The organism is Bosea sp. ANAM02, assembly GCF_011764485.1.
Taxonomy (GTDB): Bacteria; Pseudomonadota; Alphaproteobacteria; order Rhizobiales; family Beijerinckiaceae; genus Allobosea.
The window spans coordinates 1416709-1434319 of sequence record NZ_AP022848.1 but is presented as its reverse complement, the minus strand read 5'-3'; the positions used below and the strand labels follow the sequence as shown (position 1 = coordinate 1434319).

General features: G+C 67.7%; 16 protein-coding genes. 11 read left to right on the top strand and 5 right to left on the bottom strand.

Annotation, left to right across the window (positions count from 1 at the left end; genetic code table 11):
• The first annotated feature begins 91 nt into the window (after positions 1-91).
• The gene (gene fba / locus OCUBac02_RS06905) at positions 92-1174 is read left to right on the top strand and encodes a class II fructose-bisphosphate aldolase (protein WP_047577136.1); all 1083 of its coding nucleotides are present in this window, start codon (positions 92-94) and stop codon (positions 1172-1174) included.
• A gap of 216 nt (positions 1175-1390) precedes the next feature.
• On the opposite strand, the gene OCUBac02_RS06900 is transcribed toward fba, so the two are convergent.
• The gene (locus OCUBac02_RS06900; RefSeq protein WP_173044418.1) at positions 1391-3391 is read right to left on the bottom strand and encodes a PhoX family protein; all 2001 of its coding nucleotides are present in this window, start codon (positions 3389-3391) and stop codon (positions 1391-1393) included.
• Between the two features lie 205 nt (positions 3392-3596).
• Between OCUBac02_RS06900 and OCUBac02_RS06895 the strand changes: the two genes are divergently transcribed.
• The 7 genes from OCUBac02_RS06895 to OCUBac02_RS06865 all read left to right on the top strand — a co-directional run bounded on the left by OCUBac02_RS06895 (position 3597) and on the right by OCUBac02_RS06865 (position 9674).
• Positions 3597-4751, top strand: a complete 1155-nt coding sequence (locus tag OCUBac02_RS06895; RefSeq protein WP_047581991.1) for a benzoate/H(+) symporter BenE family transporter — start codon at positions 3597-3599, stop codon at positions 4749-4751.
• Positions 4748-5401, top strand: a complete 654-nt coding sequence (locus OCUBac02_RS06890) for a thiamine phosphate synthase (RefSeq protein ID WP_173044416.1) — start codon at positions 4748-4750, stop codon at positions 5399-5401. The genes OCUBac02_RS06895 and OCUBac02_RS06890 overlap by 4 nt, the downstream gene beginning before the upstream one ends.
• On the top strand, positions 5398-6315 hold the full coding sequence (locus OCUBac02_RS06885) for a tetratricopeptide repeat protein (protein WP_173044415.1): 918 nt from the start codon (positions 5398-5400) through the stop codon (positions 6313-6315). The genes OCUBac02_RS06890 and OCUBac02_RS06885 overlap by 4 nt, the downstream gene beginning before the upstream one ends.
• Positions 6316-6407: 92 nt before the next feature.
• Positions 6408-7199: an inositol monophosphatase family protein gene (locus OCUBac02_RS06880; protein WP_173044413.1), complete on the top strand. Its 792-nt coding sequence runs from the start codon at positions 6408-6410 to the stop codon at positions 7197-7199.
• 99 nt (positions 7200-7298) lie between these two features.
• Positions 7299-8309, top strand: coding sequence for a flagellar motor protein MotA (locus tag OCUBac02_RS06875; RefSeq protein ID WP_244639122.1), 1011 nt, complete (start codon positions 7299-7301; stop codon positions 8307-8309).
• Between the two features lie 29 nt (positions 8310-8338).
• Positions 8339-9358, top strand: coding sequence for a peptidoglycan -binding protein (locus OCUBac02_RS06870; RefSeq protein ID WP_173044411.1), 1020 nt, complete (start codon positions 8339-8341; stop codon positions 9356-9358).
• A 4-nt stretch (positions 9359-9362) separates the two neighbouring features.
• Positions 9363-9674 (top strand): c-type cytochrome, encoded by a 312-nt coding sequence (locus OCUBac02_RS06865; RefSeq protein WP_244639121.1) that lies wholly within the window; start codon positions 9363-9365, stop codon positions 9672-9674.
• Between the two features lie 7 nt (positions 9675-9681).
• On the opposite strand, the gene OCUBac02_RS06860 is transcribed toward OCUBac02_RS06865, so the two are convergent.
• Positions 9682-11460, bottom strand: a complete 1779-nt coding sequence (locus OCUBac02_RS06860; RefSeq protein ID WP_173044409.1) for an ABC transporter transmembrane domain-containing protein — start codon at positions 11458-11460, stop codon at positions 9682-9684.
• 268 nt (positions 11461-11728) lie between these two features.
• Between OCUBac02_RS06860 and rpmE the strand changes: the two genes are divergently transcribed.
• A complete protein-coding gene (gene rpmE / locus OCUBac02_RS06855) occupies positions 11729-11965 on the top strand; it encodes a 50S ribosomal protein L31 (RefSeq protein ID WP_047576134.1) in 237 nt (78 codons plus the stop codon).
• 221 nt (positions 11966-12186) lie between these two features.
• Here rpmE and rcdA read toward each other — a convergent pair whose 3' ends face one another.
• On the bottom strand, positions 12187-12717 hold the full coding sequence (gene rcdA, locus OCUBac02_RS06850) for a protease adaptor protein RcdA (RefSeq protein WP_173044407.1): 531 nt from the start codon (positions 12715-12717) through the stop codon (positions 12187-12189).
• Between the two features lie 358 nt (positions 12718-13075).
• A complete protein-coding gene (locus tag OCUBac02_RS06845; protein ID WP_173044405.1) occupies positions 13076-13276 on the bottom strand; it encodes a DUF1192 domain-containing protein in 201 nt (66 codons plus the stop codon).
• A gap of 91 nt (positions 13277-13367) precedes the next feature.
• On the opposite strand from OCUBac02_RS06845, the gene OCUBac02_RS06840 reads away from it, so the two are divergent.
• A complete protein-coding gene (locus OCUBac02_RS06840) occupies positions 13368-14366 on the top strand; it encodes an NAD(P)H-quinone oxidoreductase (RefSeq protein ID WP_173044403.1) in 999 nt (332 codons plus the stop codon).
• 374 nt (positions 14367-14740) lie between these two features.
• Positions 14741-15472, top strand: a complete 732-nt coding sequence (locus OCUBac02_RS06835) for a DUF1013 domain-containing protein (protein WP_173044401.1) — start codon at positions 14741-14743, stop codon at positions 15470-15472.
• Positions 15473-15629: 157 nt separating this feature from the next.
• Here the strand turns inward: OCUBac02_RS06835 and OCUBac02_RS06830 are convergent, their stop codons facing one another.
• Positions 15630-17561, bottom strand: coding sequence for a propionyl-CoA synthetase (locus tag OCUBac02_RS06830; protein WP_173044399.1), 1932 nt, complete (start codon positions 17559-17561; stop codon positions 15630-15632).
• Between the last annotated feature and the right edge of the window lie 50 nt (positions 17562-17611).

Here is a 17611-nt window from a genome sequence, read left to right as displayed (position 1 = left end):
GCTTTAAGATTTTTGCCAGTTTCGCTTTGCGCGGCCGACGCTGACACACTAAATCCACCCTCAGACCGATGAACCAAAGGGGAGTGCCATCGTGGCCCGCATCACGCTTCGCCAGTTGCTCGATCATGCCGCCGAGAACGACTACGGTGTGCCCGCCTTCAACATCAACAACATGGAGCAGGCGCTGGCGATCATGGCGGCGGCCGACGCGACCGACGCGCCGGTGATCATCCAGGCCTCGCGCGGCGCCCGCTCCTACGCCAACGACATCATGCTCAAGCACATGATGGACGCCGTCACCGAGATTTATCCGCACATCCCGGTCTGCGTGCATCTCGACCACGGCAACGAGCCGGCGACCTGCATGACCGCGATCCAGGCCGGCTTCACCTCCGTCATGATGGACGGCTCACTCAAGGCCGACGGCAAGACGCCGGGCGACTGGGACTACAATGTCGGCGTCACCAAAACCGTCACCGACATGGCTCATCTCGGCGGCATCTCGGTCGAGGGCGAGCTCGGCGTTCTCGGCTCGCTGGAATCCGGCGAGGGCGAGAAGGAGGACGGCCACGGCTTCGAGGGCAAGCTCAGCCACGACCAGCTGCTGACCAACCCGGACGAAGCGGTGAAGTTCGTCGCCGAGACCAAGGTCGACGCGCTCGCCATCGCCATGGGCACTTCGCACGGCGCCTACAAGTTCACCCGCAAGCCCGACGGCGCGATCCTCGCGATGCATGTCATCGAGGCGATCCACAAGCTGCTGCCGAACACGCATCTCGTCATGCACGGCTCGTCCTCGGTCCCGCAGGACCTCCAGGACGTCATCAACCAGTATGGCGGCAAGATGCCCCAGACCTGGGGCGTGCCGGTCGAGGAGATCCAGCGCGGCATTAAGCACGGCGTGCGCAAGATCAACATCGACACCGACAACCGCATGGCGATGACCGGCCAGATCCGCAAGATCCTGTCGGAGAACCCCGGCGAGTTCGATCCGCGCAAGTATCTGAAGCCCGCCATGGAGGCGATGACCAAGCTCTGCAAGCAGCGCCTTGAGGAGTTCAACACCGCCGGCCAGGCCTCGAAGATCAAGCGCGTCATTACGCTGGCCGAGATGGCCAAGCGCTACGCCAAGGGCGAGCTCGACCCGACCTTCGGCGCCAAGAAGGCGGCGTAAAGCCAGTCGCAACAGCGATCCGTCATGGTCGGGCTTGTCCCGACCATCCACGTCTTCGTTCCGCAAGCATCGTGTTCAAGACGTGGATGCTCGCCACAAGGGCGAGCATGACGGCACGAACGGCTCGGCTCCCGATAAGCCAAAAGGCCCGGCAGCGATGCCGGGCCTTTCTCGTTCAAGAGATGGTCGGGTCAAGCCCGGCCATGTCGGCTTCGTTCACACCCCGATCTTCCCCCCGCCCTTTCGAGTGATCGCCACCACGGAGGGTCGCACCGGCATGTCCGGCTTGAAATCCGGCCAGCGGGTCGAGAGGTCCTCGTAATAAGAGCGGCGGCCGAATTCCGGCCAGTCCGGGCCGTCATCGCCGGGATGCTGCACGGCGACGAAGGCCGTGGTGTCGTCCGGCGTGAAGCAGGGCCCGCAAAGCTCCGCGCCATGCGGCACGCGGTAGAACAGCTTCGAGGTCCGGCGCGCCCCGCCCTCGGTATCGACGGCCCAGAGCCCGTCGGTGCGTCCGGTCACGTCGATGCCGTTACCATCGGTCGCGACCCAGAGCCGCCCGGCGGAATCGACCACGGCATTGTCGGGCATGCCGAACCAGCCGTTCTTCGTCGTCTCTGTCGAAAAGCTCGCGCCGACCGCCGCGACGGAAGGGTCGCCGCATGTCAGCAGGATCTCCCAGCGCCCCTTGGTCGCGGTGTGGTCGCCATCGGCCTCGGCGATCTCGATGATGTGGCCGAAGGCGTTCTTGGCACGCGGATTGGCGGCGTCGACTTGCTCGTCCTTGCGGCTGGTATTGTTGGTCAGCATCACATAGACGCGCCCCGTTACCGGGTTCGGCGTGATGTCCTCCGGCCGGTCCATCTTGGTCGCGCCGAGCAGGTCGCCGGCACGCCGCGCTTCGATCAGCACGTCCGCCTGGTTCTGGAAGCCGTTGGCCGCCGTCAGAGGCCCCTGCCCGAAGATCAGCGGCAGCCATTCATGCGTGCCGTCGGCCGCGAATTTCGCGACATACAACGTGCCGGCATCGAGCAGGTCGAGATTGCTGGCGCGATTAGTCGGGTCGAAACGACCGTCCGTGACGAATTTGTAGACATAGTCGAAGCGCTCGTCGTCGCCGAGATAGACGGCCACGCGCCCGTCCCTGGCGACGATCATGTCGGCGCCCTCATGCTTGAAGCGGCCGAGCGCGGTGCGCTTCTTCGGCACCGAGTTCGGATCGAACGGGTCGACCTCGACCACCCAGCCGAAGCGGTTGGCTTCGTTCGGTTCCTTGGCAAGGTCAAAGCGCTCCTCGAAGCGGCCCCAGGCATAGGGTGAGGACGGCACGGCGAGGCGCTTGTAGTTCGCCTCTTCGCGATGGCCCTCGGGCAGCTTGCCGGAGAAATAGCCGTGGAAGTTCTCCTCGCCCGAGACGAAGGTGCCCCAGGGCGTCAGCGCGCCCGAGCAGTTGTTGAGCGTGCCCAGCACCTTGCGGCCCGTGGCATCGGCCCTGGTCCGCACGCGCTCATGGCCCGCGACCGGTCCCGAGAGCTGCATCTGCGTCGCCACGGTGATGCGGCGATTATATTTGGAATCCTTGACCAGCGCCCATTGATTGCCGGTCCTGCGGATTTCCGCGACCGTCGCGCCATGCGCCATCGCCTCGATCGCGAAGCGCTCCGGCGTCGCGTTCTTCATGACGGGCTTGCCGTCCTTCATCTCGACGACGCCAGGAAACATCAGATGCGGGTTGGTGTATTCGTGATTGACGAAGAGCAAACCATGCGCGGAGGGATCGGCGACGCCCGTCATCGGCACATAGCCGACGAAGTCGTTGTTGTAGCCGAACTGCTTGCTTTGAGCGTCCGCGCTCTGCTTCGCCGGATCGAAGGCCGGCGCATCCGCCGTCAGCGGATCGCCCCAGCGCAGCAGCACCTGCGCCTCGTAGCCATCGGCGACATGGTGATCGGCATCGACACCGACCTCGACCTCCTTGAAGGAGAAGGCGGATTTCGCGCCCTGCGCCTGCGCCTCGGCAGCGCTTTCCAGCGCCAGCGTGCCGACCGTCGCCGAGATCGCAGAGACGGCGAGCGCGCCTTTGAGCAGTCCGCGCCGCGAGAAGCGCTGCGAGATCAGCTCGCCCATGGTCGGGTTGTCGGTCGGGTTTCGCGGCTCGGCATCCTCATGCTCCAGCATGCTGGCGCCGAAGGTGGATTCGTATTCGTCGTCGCGCATGGTCTGCCCCGATCGCTTCGGATTGGAATAATGCGCAGCTAGACTTAGGCTTTGACAGCCGCATGACATCACCGTCCCCGACGGGCCGTTCCGGGGCAGGCTCCGCGCATCAGGTTGGGCCGGCCCTGCACCCGCCACCCTTTTCGTGCGCCGCGATTTCTGGTTCAACGCAGGCTTGCTCCCGTCCCAGCCGGCTTCCCGCACCATGTCGATCGTCTTCTCCGCCCTGGTCGCGGTCTTCGTCGGCTTCGCCGCTTCCGTCGCCGTCATACTGCAGGCCGCGCAGGCGCTGGGCGCCACGCACGGCCAGACCATTTCCTGGATCGCCGCGCTCTGCCTCGCCACCGGCGCTTCCAGCCTCTTCCTGTCATGGCGCTACCGCATGCCGATGATCTGCGCCTGGTCGACGCCGGGCGCAGCCCTGATCGCGGCCGTTACAGGCTTCGACATGGCCTCCGCCGTCGGCGCCTTCCTCGTCGCCGCGGTGCTGATGATGCTGACCGCCGCCTTCCGCCCGCTCGGCAGGCTGATCGAGCGCATCCCGATGCCAGTTGCTGCCGCCATGCTCGCCGGCGTCATCTTCCGCTTCGTCGTCGCGGTCTTCGACGAGATGCGGCTCTCGCCCGGCCTCGTCCTGCCGCTGCTCGCCGTCTTCCTGGTGGCGCGATTGATCAACCCTTTCCTCGGGGTCATCGCGGCGCTGGTCGCCGGAATCGCGATCAGCTTTCTTGGCGGGCTTGCGCACTGGCCTGCCGGAGCCATGACGCTGAGCGGCCTCGAATTCGTCACGCCGCGCTTCGATATTCCCGCCATGCTCGGCATCGGCGTCCCGCTCTATCTCGTCACCATGGCCGCCCAGAACCTGCCGGGCTTCGCCGTGCTGCGCGCCGCCGGCTACAATCCGCCGACCGCCCCCTCGCTGTTCGTGACGGGCCTGACCTCGCTGCTCACCGCCCCGTTCGGCGCGCATATGACCAACATGGCCGCGATTTCGGCCTCGATCTGCACCGGCGGCGACACCCATCCCGATCCGGCCCAGCGCTGGAAGGCCGGCGTGCTCTATGGATTCGCCTATTTCGTCGTCGCCGCCTGCACCGGCCTGCTGATCGCGCTGCTGCTGGCTCTGCCCAAGGCCCTCATCGTCGCGGTCGCGGGCCTGGGCCTCGTCGGCTCGCTGACAGGCGCGCTCGGGCAGGCCATGGCCTCGGACAGGGAGCGCTTCGCCGCCGTCGTCACCTTCGCCGTCGCCGCCTCCAGCCTTTCGCTTTTCGGCATCGGCTCGGCCTTCTGGAGCCTCGTTGCCGGTCTTGCGGTCTTGACATTGGACTTCGCTGCGGGCCGTTTGCGCAGCCGATCATGACCACACAACCTTTCTCCACCCGCCTGATGCTCGTCACCCCTCCCGTCGCGGACGCGGAGGCCATGGCCTTTCGCCTGATGCAGGCCATGGCCGGCGGCGATGTCGCCGCCGTGCTGCTGCGCCTGACGCCCGGCGACGACCGTAGCCGGATCGAGCGCGTCAAGCGCCTCGCCGGCCCGGTCCAGGCCAACAACGTCGCGCTCGTCGTCGAGGACAACGCCCTCGTCGCCGCGCGCGGCGGCGCCGACGGCGTCCACCTGACGGGCGGCCCGGCCGCGATCGCCGAGGCCCGCTCCAGCCTGAAGAGCGAGCGCATCATCGGCATCGGCGGCCTGCGCGCCCGCCATGACGCGATGGATGCCGGCGAGGCCGGCGTCGATTACGTGATGTTCGGCGAGCCGCGCCCGGACGGCTCGCTGCCGCCGCTGGCGGCCGTGGTCGAGCGCGCGGGCTGGTGGGCCGAGATCTTCGAGACCCCTTGCGTCGCCTATGCGCCCGACGCGGAATCCATCCCGGCTCTGGTCGAGACCGGCGCGGAATTCGTCGCGCTGGGCGCCTGGGCCTTCGAGGATGGCCAGGATATTCGCGCTTTGGTCGAGCAGGCCAATGCCGCAACCGCCGCCTGCGCCGCGCGGAAGGCGGCGCGATGAAGCGCCTGGCCGGGCTCATGCTGCTCGCCGGCGCCCTGCTCGCCGGCCCGGCCGTTGCGGCGCCTGTGCCGGACATGGCCTATGGCGCCTATCAGGCCGGCCATTATCGTCGCGCCTTGGCCGAGGCCCTCAAGCGCATCGAGGCGGACAGCAGCGACGCCGCCGCCATGACGCTGGTCGGCGAGCTCTATCGCCAGGGCCTCGGCGTGCCGCCCGACCAGAAGGTCGCGACGGAATGGTACGAGCGGGCCGAGGCGCGCGGCGACATCAACGCCGCCTTCGCGCTCGCGACCCAGTTGCTCGACGACAAGAGCGGCAAGCGCGATCCGGCCCGCGGCGGCGCCTTGCTGGAAAAGGCCGCCGCCGCCGGCCACCCGGCCGCCAACTACAATCTCGCCATCGCCCTGCTCGCGGCGAACCGCGAGGAAGACGACAAGCGCGCCGTCGCCTGCCTCGAGATCGCGGCGAAGGCGCAGGTCGGCGACGCGATGTATGCGCTCGGCGTGCTCGCCAAGCAGGGACGCGGCATGCCGGCGAGCGAGGAAGTCGCAGCCCGCTGGATGAAGCAGGCATCAGTGGCGGGCAATGTGCCGGGCGAAGTCGAATACGCCATCATGCTGTTCAACGGCACCGGTGTGGAGAAGAACGAGGCCGCCGCCGCCAGCCTGTTCCGGCGCGCCGCCTGGCAGGGCAACCCGATCGCCCAGAACCGTCTGGCCAAGCTCTACCAGTTCGGGCTCGGGATCGCGCCCGATACCATCGAGGCCGCCGCCTGGCATCTCGCAGCTCGCTCGCAGGGTCTCAAGGACGCCGCGCTGGACGACCTGTTCGAGCGCCTCAAGCCCGAGCAGCAGGCCCGCGCCGCCCGCATGGCTGCCGGCCGGATCAACAGCGCCGTCTTGACGGCGCCCTAAGACCCGCGCAAGTGACGGCTCACTAAATTTCGCCGGGCGCAAGGCTTGCGCCGCTGGCTCATCGCGTCGTCCCGGCGCGCAAGAGGTTTTCGATGATCCGCTCCCCCCTGATGACCGTGATGACCGACGCCGTGATGAAGGCGTCCCGTTCGTTGAAGCGCGACTTCGGCGAGGTCGAGAACCTGCAGGTCCTCGCCAAGGGCCCCGGCGACTTCGTCTCCAAGGCCGATCACAAGGCGGAGCAGATTCTGCGGGAGGCCCTGGAGAAGGCCCGTCCCGGCTATGGCTTCGTCATGGAGGAAAGCGGCGTCGTCCACGGCACCGACGAGAGCAATCGCTGGCATATCGACCCGCTAGACGGCACCCACAACTTCCTGCGCGGCATCCCGCACTGGAACATCTCGGTCGCGCTGGAGCGCGACAATCAGTTCATCGCCGGTGTGGTCTACGACGCCGCCAAGGACGAGATGTTCATGGCCGAGAAGGGCAAGGGCGCCTATGTCAACAACCGCCGCCTGCGCGTCTCCGGCCGCAACGAGCCGGCCGACATGCTGATCGGCACCGGCATCCCGCATATCGGCAAGGGCGGCCATGGCCAGTTCCTGCGCGAGCTCGCCGCCGTGATGCCGCGCTTCGCCAATGTCCGCCGCATGGGCTCGGCCGCGCTCGACATCGCCTATGTCGCCGCCGGCCGCATGGACGCCTATTGGGAGCGCGGCCTCAACACCTGGGATTTCGCGGCCGGTGCCGTGCTGATCCGCGAGGCCGGCGGCACGTTCGGCACGCTCGACGGCAAGCCGATGACCAGCGCGAAGGACATCATCTGCGGCAACGAGGCCGGCGAGCGCGCGCTCGGCGCCGCACTGAAAACGGCAGCCGCCTGAAACCCGATAGCGACGAAACTGTTGCTCTTTCGTGCTTGATCCCGGCGGCGCGGGAGGCGACAGTCCTCCCCGCACTCCGAGGCGAACGGAAGACGACGCATGGCGATTGAGGATTTCGCGGCCGAGCCGGAAACGGCCGCAACCGCGCGGACGCAGGTCCGCTTCTCCAGGCCGCTCCGTTTCGTCATCCGCGCGGTCCTCTTCCTCGCCCTGATCGGTTTCCTCGGCTACATCCTGCAGGCCGGGCTGATCCAGGCCTTCATGACCAATCCGGGGCTGAACGGCCTCATCCTCGGCGCTCTGCTCGTCGGCTGCCTGATCGCCCTGCGCGAGCTCTGGCGCCTCCACAGCGAGGCGCGCGCCGCGACGAACCTCGCCGCCGATCCCGCCGCAGCGGAGCTCCGCCGCGGACAGGTCATCGCCCCGATGGGCTCGGTCCTGCCCGCTCTGGAGCGCGGCACGCTCGCCCCCGCCCAGGCCGTTTCCGTCCTCGAATCCATCGCCGTCAGGCTCGACGACGGGCGCGAGGTCTTGCGCTATCTCAGCGGCCTGCTCGTCTTCCTCGGCCTGCTCGGCACTTTCTGGGGCCTGCTCGACACGGTCGGCTCGGTCGGCACCGTCATCAAGTCGCTGCGCACCGGCGCGGAGGCCGGCGTGCTTTTCGACGAATTGAAGGCCGGCCTCTCCGCCCCGCTCGCCGGCATGGGTCTGTCCTTCTCGTCCTCGCTCTTCGGCATCGCCGGCTCGCTGATCCTCGGCTTCCTCGACCTCCAGGTCGGCCAGGCGCAGCGCCGCTTTCGCAACGAGGTCGAGAGCTGGCTCGGCAGCCGCACCGGCACGGCCGAGGCACCCGCCACCTTGCTTGGCCCCGGGAATCCGCTGGCCGACCGTTTCGAGCAGCTCAGCGCGGCGATGGCCGATGGCGCCTCCAACAATCGCGCCGCGACCCAGGCCCTCTCCAACCTGGCCGAGGGCATCCAGGGCCTCGTCCAGCACATGCGCTCCGAGCAGCAGATGATCCGCGACTGGGTCGAGGCGCAGGCCGCCCGCGAGAAGGACCTGAAGCGCCTGATCGACCGCCTTACCGCCGACCAGATCACCGAGCCATGATGGCGCCGGACAGAGCAGGAACCTGACCGATGGCCCTCTCCCGCGCCCATCGCCGCGAGGAACAGAATTTCTGGCCCGGCTTCGTCGACGCGCTCTCGACGATGCTGATCGGCATCGTCTTCCTGCTCACCGTCTTCGTGCTCGGCCAGTTCTTCCTCTCGCAGGAATTGACAGGCAAGGACACCGCGCTGGAGCGCCTCAACAAGCAGATTTCCGAACTGACCGACCTGCTCGCTCTCGAGCGCTCCTCCAACCGGCAGGCGCAGGAGAGCCTCCAGCTCATGCAATCGACGCTCGCGCAGGCACAGGGCGAGCGCAGCCGCCTGCAGGGCCTGATCGACATCCAGCAGGGCAGCAATGCCAATGCGCGGCTCGCCGAATCGCAGAGGGCGCTCGACGCCGAGAAGCAGCTCTCCGCCCGCGCCCAAGCGACGGTCGATCTCGTCAACCAGCAGATCCAGGCCATGCGCCGCCAGCTCGCGGCGCTGGAGGAGGCGCTCGCCGCCTCCGAGGCCAAGGACAAGGATTCGCAGGCCCGCATCGCCGAGCTCGGCTCGCGCCTCAACGTCGCGCTGGCCCAGCGCGTGCAGGAGCTGGCGCGCTATCGCTCCGACTTCTTCGGCCGCCTGCGGCAGGTGCTCGGCACGCGACCCGATATCCGCGTCGTCGGTGACCGCTTCGTTTTCCAGTCCGAGGTCTTCTTCGATGCCGGCCAGGCCGTGCTGAAGCCGGAAGGCAAGAGCGAGCTCGACAAGCTCGCGACCATCCTGCTCGATCTCGGCAACGAGATGCCGCCTGACCTGCCATGGATCCTGCGCGTCGACGGCCATACCGACAACCGCCCTATCCGGTCGGCACAGTTCCCTTCGAACTGGTATCTCTCCTCGGCCCGCGCGATCGCCGTGGTCGAATATCTGATCTCGCGCGGCCTCCCGACGGACCGCGTCGCCGCGACCGGCTTCGGCGAATACCAGCCGCTCGACGTCGCCAATACCGACGAGGCCCACCGCCGCAACCGCCGCATCGAGTTCAAGATCACGGAGCGGTGAGGCGATGCCACGGCCCGATCGGATGCGCATGCCGCTTGCGATGGCTTTTCTGGTGATGCACGCCCTGTCGCCGCAAGCCGAACCGCGGCGATCCACGGTCGAGGAATGCGCCGCCTGCCATGGCATGGACGGCATTGCACGCGATACCGAAGTGCCGCATCTGGCAGGCCAGAACGAGCGGTATCTCTACAATCAGATGATGGCTTTCCGTTCCGGCAAGCGCGTCCACAAGGAGATGCGCTACATGGCGCGCGCGATGTCGGTCGCCGAAATCGCCGCGGTTTCGGCCTATTACGCAGCGCTGCCGCCGCGCTGAAGGGACCTCACGCCGTCTCCAGCCCGAACTGCAGCGCCGCCAGCCGCGCATAGAGCCCGCCGCGCGCCTTGAGCTCGGCATGGCTGCCGTCCTCGACGATGCGCCCGTCCTCCATGACGAGGATGCGATCGGCCGAGAGGATGGTCGCCAGCCGATGCGCCACCACCAGCGTGGTCCGGCCCTGCATCAGGCGATCGAGCGCATCCTGCACCGCCCGTTCGCTTTCGGAATCGAGCGCCGAGGTCGCCTCGTCGAGCAGCAGGATCGGCGCGTCCTTCAGGATCGCCCGCGCGATGGCGAGGCGCTGGCGCTGCCCGCCCGAGAGCGTCACGCCGCGTTCGCCGACCACCGTCTCGTAGCCTTCGGGAAGAGCGCGGATGAACTCGTCGGCCGCCGCGAGCCTCGCCGCAGCCTCGACCTCACCCTGCGAGGCGCCTGGCCGGCCATAGGCGATATTGTCGCGCACCGAGACGCCGAACACCGTCGGCTCCTGCGGCACCAATGCGAAACGCTCGCGCCAGACCTCCGGATCGGCCTCGGGCCCCGCGACGCCGTCGACGACGACGCGCCCGTCCTGCGGATCGTAGAAGCGCAGCGCCAGTTGCAGCACCGTGCTCTTGCCGGCGCCCGACGGGCCGACCAGCGCGATGCGCTCGCCCGGCCGCACCGCGAAGTTCAGGTTCGACAGCGCCGGCCCGACGCGGCCGGGGTAGCTGAACGAGACGTTCTCGAAGGCCAGTTCGCCGAGCGAAGGCTTCGGCATCGGCTTGGGATGCGGCGGAGCGGCGATGGCCGGCTTCAGCGCCAGAATCTCGCCGAGCCGGCTGGAGGCGCCGGCAGCGGCGCTGATATCGCCATAGACCTCGGAAAGCTGGCCGAGCGAGCTGGCAGCCAGCACCGCATAGAGGATGAACTGCGACAGCCGCCCGCCGCTCATCCGCCCGTCGAACACCTCGGTCGCGCCGACCCAGAGCACGCAGACCACGCTGGCGCTGACCAGGAAGATCGCCACCCCCGAGAGCAGCGCGCGCGAGGCCGTCGCCTCCCGCGAGGCCCCGTAGGCATCGTCGGAGGCCGTCTCGAACCGCGCCGAGGTCTGGCGCCCGGCGCCGAAGGACTGCATCGTCCGGATGGCGCCGACCGCCTCGGCCGCGAAGGCCGAGGCGTCCGCCAGCCGGTCCTGCGCCGCCCGCGAGCGCCGCCGGACCGAGCGCCCGGACAGGACCAGCGGTATCACGATCAGCGGGATCACGCCGATGACGATCGCCGAGAGCCTCGGGCTCGTCGCCACCATCATCGCCAGTGCGCCCAGCGCCATGATGGCGTTGCGCAGCGCGATCGAGGCGGTCGAGGCGAAGGTCGACTTGATCTGCGTGGTGTCGGCGGTGAGTCGCGAGACGAGGTCGCCCGCCCGGCTCGAATCGAAGAAGGCCGGCTCCAACCGCGTCAGGTGGCGGAAGACATCGGCGCGCAGCGAGGCGACGATGCGCTCGCCCACCGTCATGACGAGATAGAATCGCGCCGAGCTCGCCAGCGCGAGCACGCCGACCACGCCGATCAACAGGATGAAATAGCTGTCGGCGAGTTGCCGCTCGCCGCCGGCGAAGCCGACATCGATGACGCGGCGGACTGCCAGCGGCAGCGCAAGTGTCGCCAGCGAGGCGACGATCAGGGCGACCAGTGCCAGAGCGATCCGCCGCTTCTGCGCCCGCGCATAGGGCCAGAAGGTCGCGAGCGAGCGGAAATCGGGTCTGGCCTTCTTGTCGTTCTTCTCAGCTTCGGCCACGCACCGGCACTCCCGCTTCCCGCGCGCGCACCGCAGGCGCGCTTTCGAACAATCTCAATCTCGCCCTCGTGAAGCCCATCGGACCCGGCTTGGCAAACGACGCAACGCCGCAGGGCGAGGCCCGGAAGGCGCGTTGTGCTTGCGCTGAGGCGCCGGCTGCGATATGTGCACGCGACTTCACGACAGGCTCATCCGAATTCTTTCGACGGGCCGGGCAGGCTCGCCTGCTTGTCGATGCGCCCGTTTTTGTAGCTCCGAGGACTTCGTCATGGCCAAGGCCGGCATCCACCCCGATTATCACACCATCAAGGTCGTCATGACCGATGGCTCCGAATATGCCACCCGCTCGACCTACGGCAAGGAAGGCGACACGCTGAACCTTGACATCGACCCCAAGACCCACCCGGCCTGGACCGGCGGCTCCCAGCAGTTGATGGACCGCGGCGGCCGCGTCTCGCGCTTCACCTCGCGCTTCAGCGGCATCGGCGCCATCGGCAAGAAGTGATGCTGCGGCGCTCCGGCGCCGCCGTCATCGATCTCGAACAAGAAAACCCGGCCTTGCGGCCGGGTTTTTCGTTTTGGGCTTCCTTGCTGGTCAGACATTCTTGCCGTCATGCCCGGGGCCTGACCCGGGCATGACGGAAACCAGCGCCTTTTCGCCATGAGATTCCCGGGTCTGCGCTGCGCCTCGCCCGAGAATGACGGCTGTCTCTTCGAGAAGACCGCTTACCGCCCGAAGCCCAGCCGGGCCTCGAGGCTGGCAAGCTGGTTCAGGACGGGATTCACGTTCGTTCGAACCGGCGCCGCGCCCGACATCTGGCCTTCGAGGTGGCGGATGCGTTCCTGCAGGCGGAAGGAATGGGCCATCAGGTCGCGCAAACGCTCCGGCAGTTGCGCCACGACATGCTCGGCCGGCGGCGCCATCGGGTCGCCGATCTTGACCTTGTTGTGCTCGGTGCGGGCCTGCTCGGCGGTGAGCTCGCCTTCCGCCACGGCGCGCTGCACCAGCAGCCAGGAGGCGATCTGCATCAGGCGCGTCGTCAGACGCATGCTCTCGGTGGCATAGCTGAGCGAGGCATCGCGCGGCAGGGCGGCAGCGTCCTTGCGCCCGTCCCCGTCGAGATAGCCGGCCGTTTCCTCGACCAGTCCCATTCCCTCGCGAAACAGCAGCATGAAGGCCTCGGAGCGCACGAAACCCCGTGCAAAGGAAATCGCGCCCTCTTCCGTCTGCGGATCGAGCAACTGGGCGTCGTTCATTGGTGTCTCCCATCGGCACAAACCCGTGCGCCTCTGGAACGCGTCACGGATATGCCCGCCGATGTCGCAAGGATAGCGCCGATCATGGTTTCCAGCGCCGGTAAGGTGCCGTTAACCTTAACGAGGCTAAACCGCTGTGGCGACAACAAGGCAGGCGGCTCCACAAGATTGAGCCGACCAGCCTACGCAAGGGAACGTGCGGACAAAAAAAGAGCCGCCAAAGGCGGCTCGAAGGTCAACAGGGAGGCGTCAAACAGAGTGGGCAGGAGCCACTCGACATCCAGACAAACTGGATGATGCGATTCATACTTTGGAATCATTAACGCCCGGTAAACGGGCGTTTCTTTTTGACGCTTTTTCAGGCGGGCTTGCGGAAGAACGCGTCCGCCGCCGAGCGCGAGGCGTCCTTGCGCGCCCGCGTCTCGATCAGCCGCTCGATCTCGGTCTTGAGCGCCGCGATGCGCTCGTCGATCTCGGCCAGCGACAGCACCGACAGGTCCTGCCCGATCTCATGCACACTCTTCGGCTTGGGGCGGTCGTCCTCCGGGAATATCGACATGGCGGCCTCGCATCTGCTCAAACTGCGCGCGGCACGCTACCCAAGTTTCGACCGCAGTCACGCTGCGACGCACCAATCGAGGACGAGACGCATGACGACCATTCCCGAGACGATGACGGCGATCGGCATGGCGGCGCCCGGCGGTCCCGAAGTCCTCAGGCCGGAAACGCGCCCGGTGCCGAAGCCCGGCCCCGGCCAGATCCTCGTCGCCATCGCTGCCGCCGGCGTCAACCGCCCCGACGTCCTGCAGCGCCAGGGTGGCTACAATCCTCCGCCCGGAGCCTCGGACATTCCCGGCCTCGAATTCGCCGGCACGGCGGTGGCCCAGGGCGAAGGCGCCAATCGCTTCGCGATCGGCTCCACGGTCTGCGCGCTCGTCGCCGGTGGCGGCTATGCCGAATATGCCGTGGTCGACGAGAGTAACGCCCTGCCCGCCCCCCAGGGCCTGACGCTCACCGAAGCCGGCGCGATCCCGGAGACCTTCTTCACGGTCTGGACCAATGTCTTCCAGCGCGGCCGCCTGCAGGCCGGCGAGAGCTTCCTCGTCCATGGCGGTTCGTCCGGCATCGGCACCACGGCGATCCAGCTCGCCAAAGCCTTCGGCGCGACCGTGATTGCGACCGCCGGCTCGGACGACAAATGCGCCGCCTGCCTTGAGCTCGGCGCCGACCACGCCATCAACTACCGCAGCGAGGATTTCGTCGCGGCCGCGAAGGCCATGACCGGCGGTCGCGGCACCGACCTGATCCTCGACATGGTCGGCGGCGACTATATCGACCGCAATTACGAGCTCGCCGCCGATCAGGGCCGCATCGTCCAGATCGCCTTCCTCAATGGGCCCAAGGCCACGGTCAATTTCAGCCGCCTGATGCTGAAGCGCCTGACCCATACCGGCTCGACGCTTCGCCCGCGCACCGTGCCCGAGAAGGCCGCCATCGCCGCCGAGCTGCATGCCAAGGTCTGGCCGCTGCTGGAGTCCGGCCGCTGCAAGCCGCTGATCCACGCGACCTTCCCGCTGGCGCAGGCGGCCGAGGCCCATCGCCTGATGGAGTCGAGCGCCCATATCGGCAAGATCGTGCTGACGGTGTGAAGGCCCCACGCCGTCATGGTCGGGCTTGTCCCGACCATCCACGTCTTCGCCGATCGAACGTCGTGTTCACGACGTGGATGCTCGCCACAAGGGCGAGCATGACGAGCTGGAACGGAGTCGCGTTCATGGGTCCCGGGTTGGGGCCTGCGGTCAGTCCCGGCATGACGAAAACGTTCGCGAGCACGCCACCGCAATCACACGCTTTTCATGGACACCTGCCCCGCCCTCGCCTATAAGGCGCGCCATCCTGCTCATCGTCGATGATTTGGATGGCCGGCCGGGGAGGCCGGTCGGCGCATGAGAGCTATTGTCCGCGACCCTGCCTTTTGGAGCCCCTGCGAGCGGCGGCGCGAAGGCGAAGAGGAGACCGTCCCGTGTCACAAACCCCGCTGATGCCCAAGGCCACCGCGGTCTGGCTGGTCGAGAACACCTCGTTGACCTTCGAGCAGATCGCCGAGTTCTGCAAGCTGCACCCGCTCGAAGTGCGCGGCATCGCGGACGGCGAAGTCGCCGCCGGCATCAAGGGCCTCGACCCGATCACCTCTGGCCAGCTCACCCGCGAGGAGCTTGAGCGCGCCGCCAAGAACCCGAACCATCACCTCAAGCTCGCCGAGCGCAAGGTGAAGGTGCCGGAGATCAAGCGCACCAAGGGCCCGCGCTACACTCCGGTCTCGAAGCGCCAGGACCGTCCGAACGCCATCCTCTGGCTGCTGCGCAACCATCCCGAGCTCAAGGACGCGCAGATCATCCGCCTGATCGGCACGACAAAGTCGACCATCGCGCAGATCCGTGACCGCACCCACTGGAACGCCCAGCAGCTCACCCCGATCGACCCGGTCAGCCTCGGCCTGTGCTCGCAGATCGATCTCGATTTCGAGGTCGGCCGCGCCGCCAAGGACCGCCCGGCCGCGCTCGCCGAGGCCGGTTCGACCCTGCTGACCGTCGAGGAAGCGACCGCGCCGGAGCCGAAGCCCAGCGAGAGCCAGCCCTTCGCCGACATGAGCCGGCCGAAGCGCGAGGAGGAGGCCGCGATCGACGTCGATTCCGTCTTCGCCAAGCTGAAGCAGCTCAAGCGCCCGGCCGAGGACGAGGACGACGAGGGCTGAGGCTCTCTAGCCTCTACCCCACAACACCGTCATCCCGGACAAGCCGCGTCAGCGGCGCCGATCCGGGATCCATGCCTGAACCGTTCCGGAATGGATCCCGGGTCTGCGCTGCGCTCCGCCCGGGATGACCTTGCGGGGTGGCGGTAGGGGGTAGAGCCTACCCGATCCCCCTGCCCTTCAGCGCCGTGTCGATCTCGCCGAGCACCGCGACGTCCTCGATCGTCGCCGGCACGGCGTAATCCTCGCCATCGGCGATCTTCTTCATCGTCGCCCTGAGAATCTTGCCCGAGCGCGTCTTCGGCAATCGCGCGACCGTCAGCGCCAGCTTGAAGGCCGCCACTGGCCCGATCCGCTCGCGCACCAGCGCGACGAGCTCCTTCTCGACCTGCTCGGGCGTCATGGTCGCGCCGGCCTTCAGCACCACGAAGCCACAGGGCTGTTCGCCCTTGAGCGCGTCGCGGATGCCGACGACCGCGCATTCCGCCACGGCCGGATGCGCCGCCAGCACCTCCTCCATGCCGCCGGTCGAGAGCCGGTGTCCGGCGACGTTGATGATGTCGTCGGTGCGGCCCATGATGAAGACATAGCCGTCCGCATCGATGAACCCGGCATCCGAGGTGTTGTAAAAGCCCGGATAGGTCGCGAGATACGCTTCCCTGAAGCGCGCATCGTCTTTCCAGAGCGTCGGGAGAGCACCCGGCGGCAGCGGCAGCTTCAGCACGATCGCGCCCATCTTGCCGGCCTCGACCGGCCGCCCGCCCTCGTCGAGGCACTGCACGTCCCAGCCCGGCAGCGGCACGGTCGGCGAGCCATGCTTCACCGGCAGCAGGCCCAACCCCAAGGGGTCGCCGACGATCGGCGAGCCGCTCTCGGTCTGCCACCAATGGTCGATCACGGGCACCTTGAGCATTTCCTCGGCCCATTTCAGCGTCTCGGGATCGGCCCGCTCGCCGGCGAGGAACAGCGCCCGGAAGCGCGAGAGGTCGTGACCGGCGAGATATTTGCCCTCCGGGTCCTCCTTGCGGATGGCGCGGAAAGCGGTCGGGGCCGTGAACAGCACCTTGGCGCCATGCTCGGCGATCACCCGCCAGAACGCGCCGGGGTCGGGCGTGCCGACCGGCTTGCCCTCGTAGAGCACGCTGGTCGCGCCCTGGATCAACGGCGCGTAGACGATATAGCCGTGGCCGACGACCCAGCCGACATCGGAGGCGCAGAAGATCACCTCGCCCGGCCCGACATCGAAGAGCTGGTCCATCGTCGCCTTGAGCACGACCATGTGCCCGCCATTGTCGCGCACCACGCCCTTGGGCTTACCCGTCGTGCCGGAGGTGTAGAGGATGTAAAGCGGGTCCGTCGCGGCGACCTCGACGCACTCCGCCTTGCGCCCGGCGGCCTTGGCGGCGGCGACCAGCGTGCGCCAGTTCCTGTCGCGGGTGACATGCATCGAGGCATCGGCCTGGGGCCGCTGCAGCACGACGCAGGTCTGCGGCTTGTGCCGGGCCATCTCGATCGCGCCGTCGAGCAGCGGCTTGTATTCGACCACGCGCGTCGGCTCGATGCCGCAGGTCGCGGTCAGGATGACCTTGGGCTCGGCATCGTCGATGCGCGTCGCCAGTTCCTTGGCCGCGAATCCGCCGAACACCACCGAATGCACCGCGCCGATCCGCGCGCAGGCGAGCATGGCGAAGGCCGCCTCCGGCACCATCGGCATGTAGATCAGGACACGGTCGCCCTTGCCGACGCCGAGATCATGCAGGACGGCGGCGAGCGTCGCGACCTCCTCCAGCATCTCAGCATAGGTGTAGCGCGTCTTCGTGCCGGTGACCGGGCTGTCATGGATCAGGGCGACCTGCTCGCCACGCCCGTCGCGGACATGCCGGTCGAGCGCGTTGAAGCAGGTGTTGCAGGTCGCATCCGGAAACCAGCGGCCATAGATGCCCGCAGTCGGATCGAAGGCCTTCTCGGGCGGCTTGATCCAGTCGATCGCCCTGGCCATGTCGAGCCAATAGGCGTCCGGATCGGCCTGCCAACGGGCATAGGTCTCGCGATAGCCTTCGGAGCGGGCGGACGCCGCATGGGAGCCATTCATCGGAAGCGTTCCTCTGCGCCGGGTTTCATCCTAAAGCCCCGTAGCGAGCC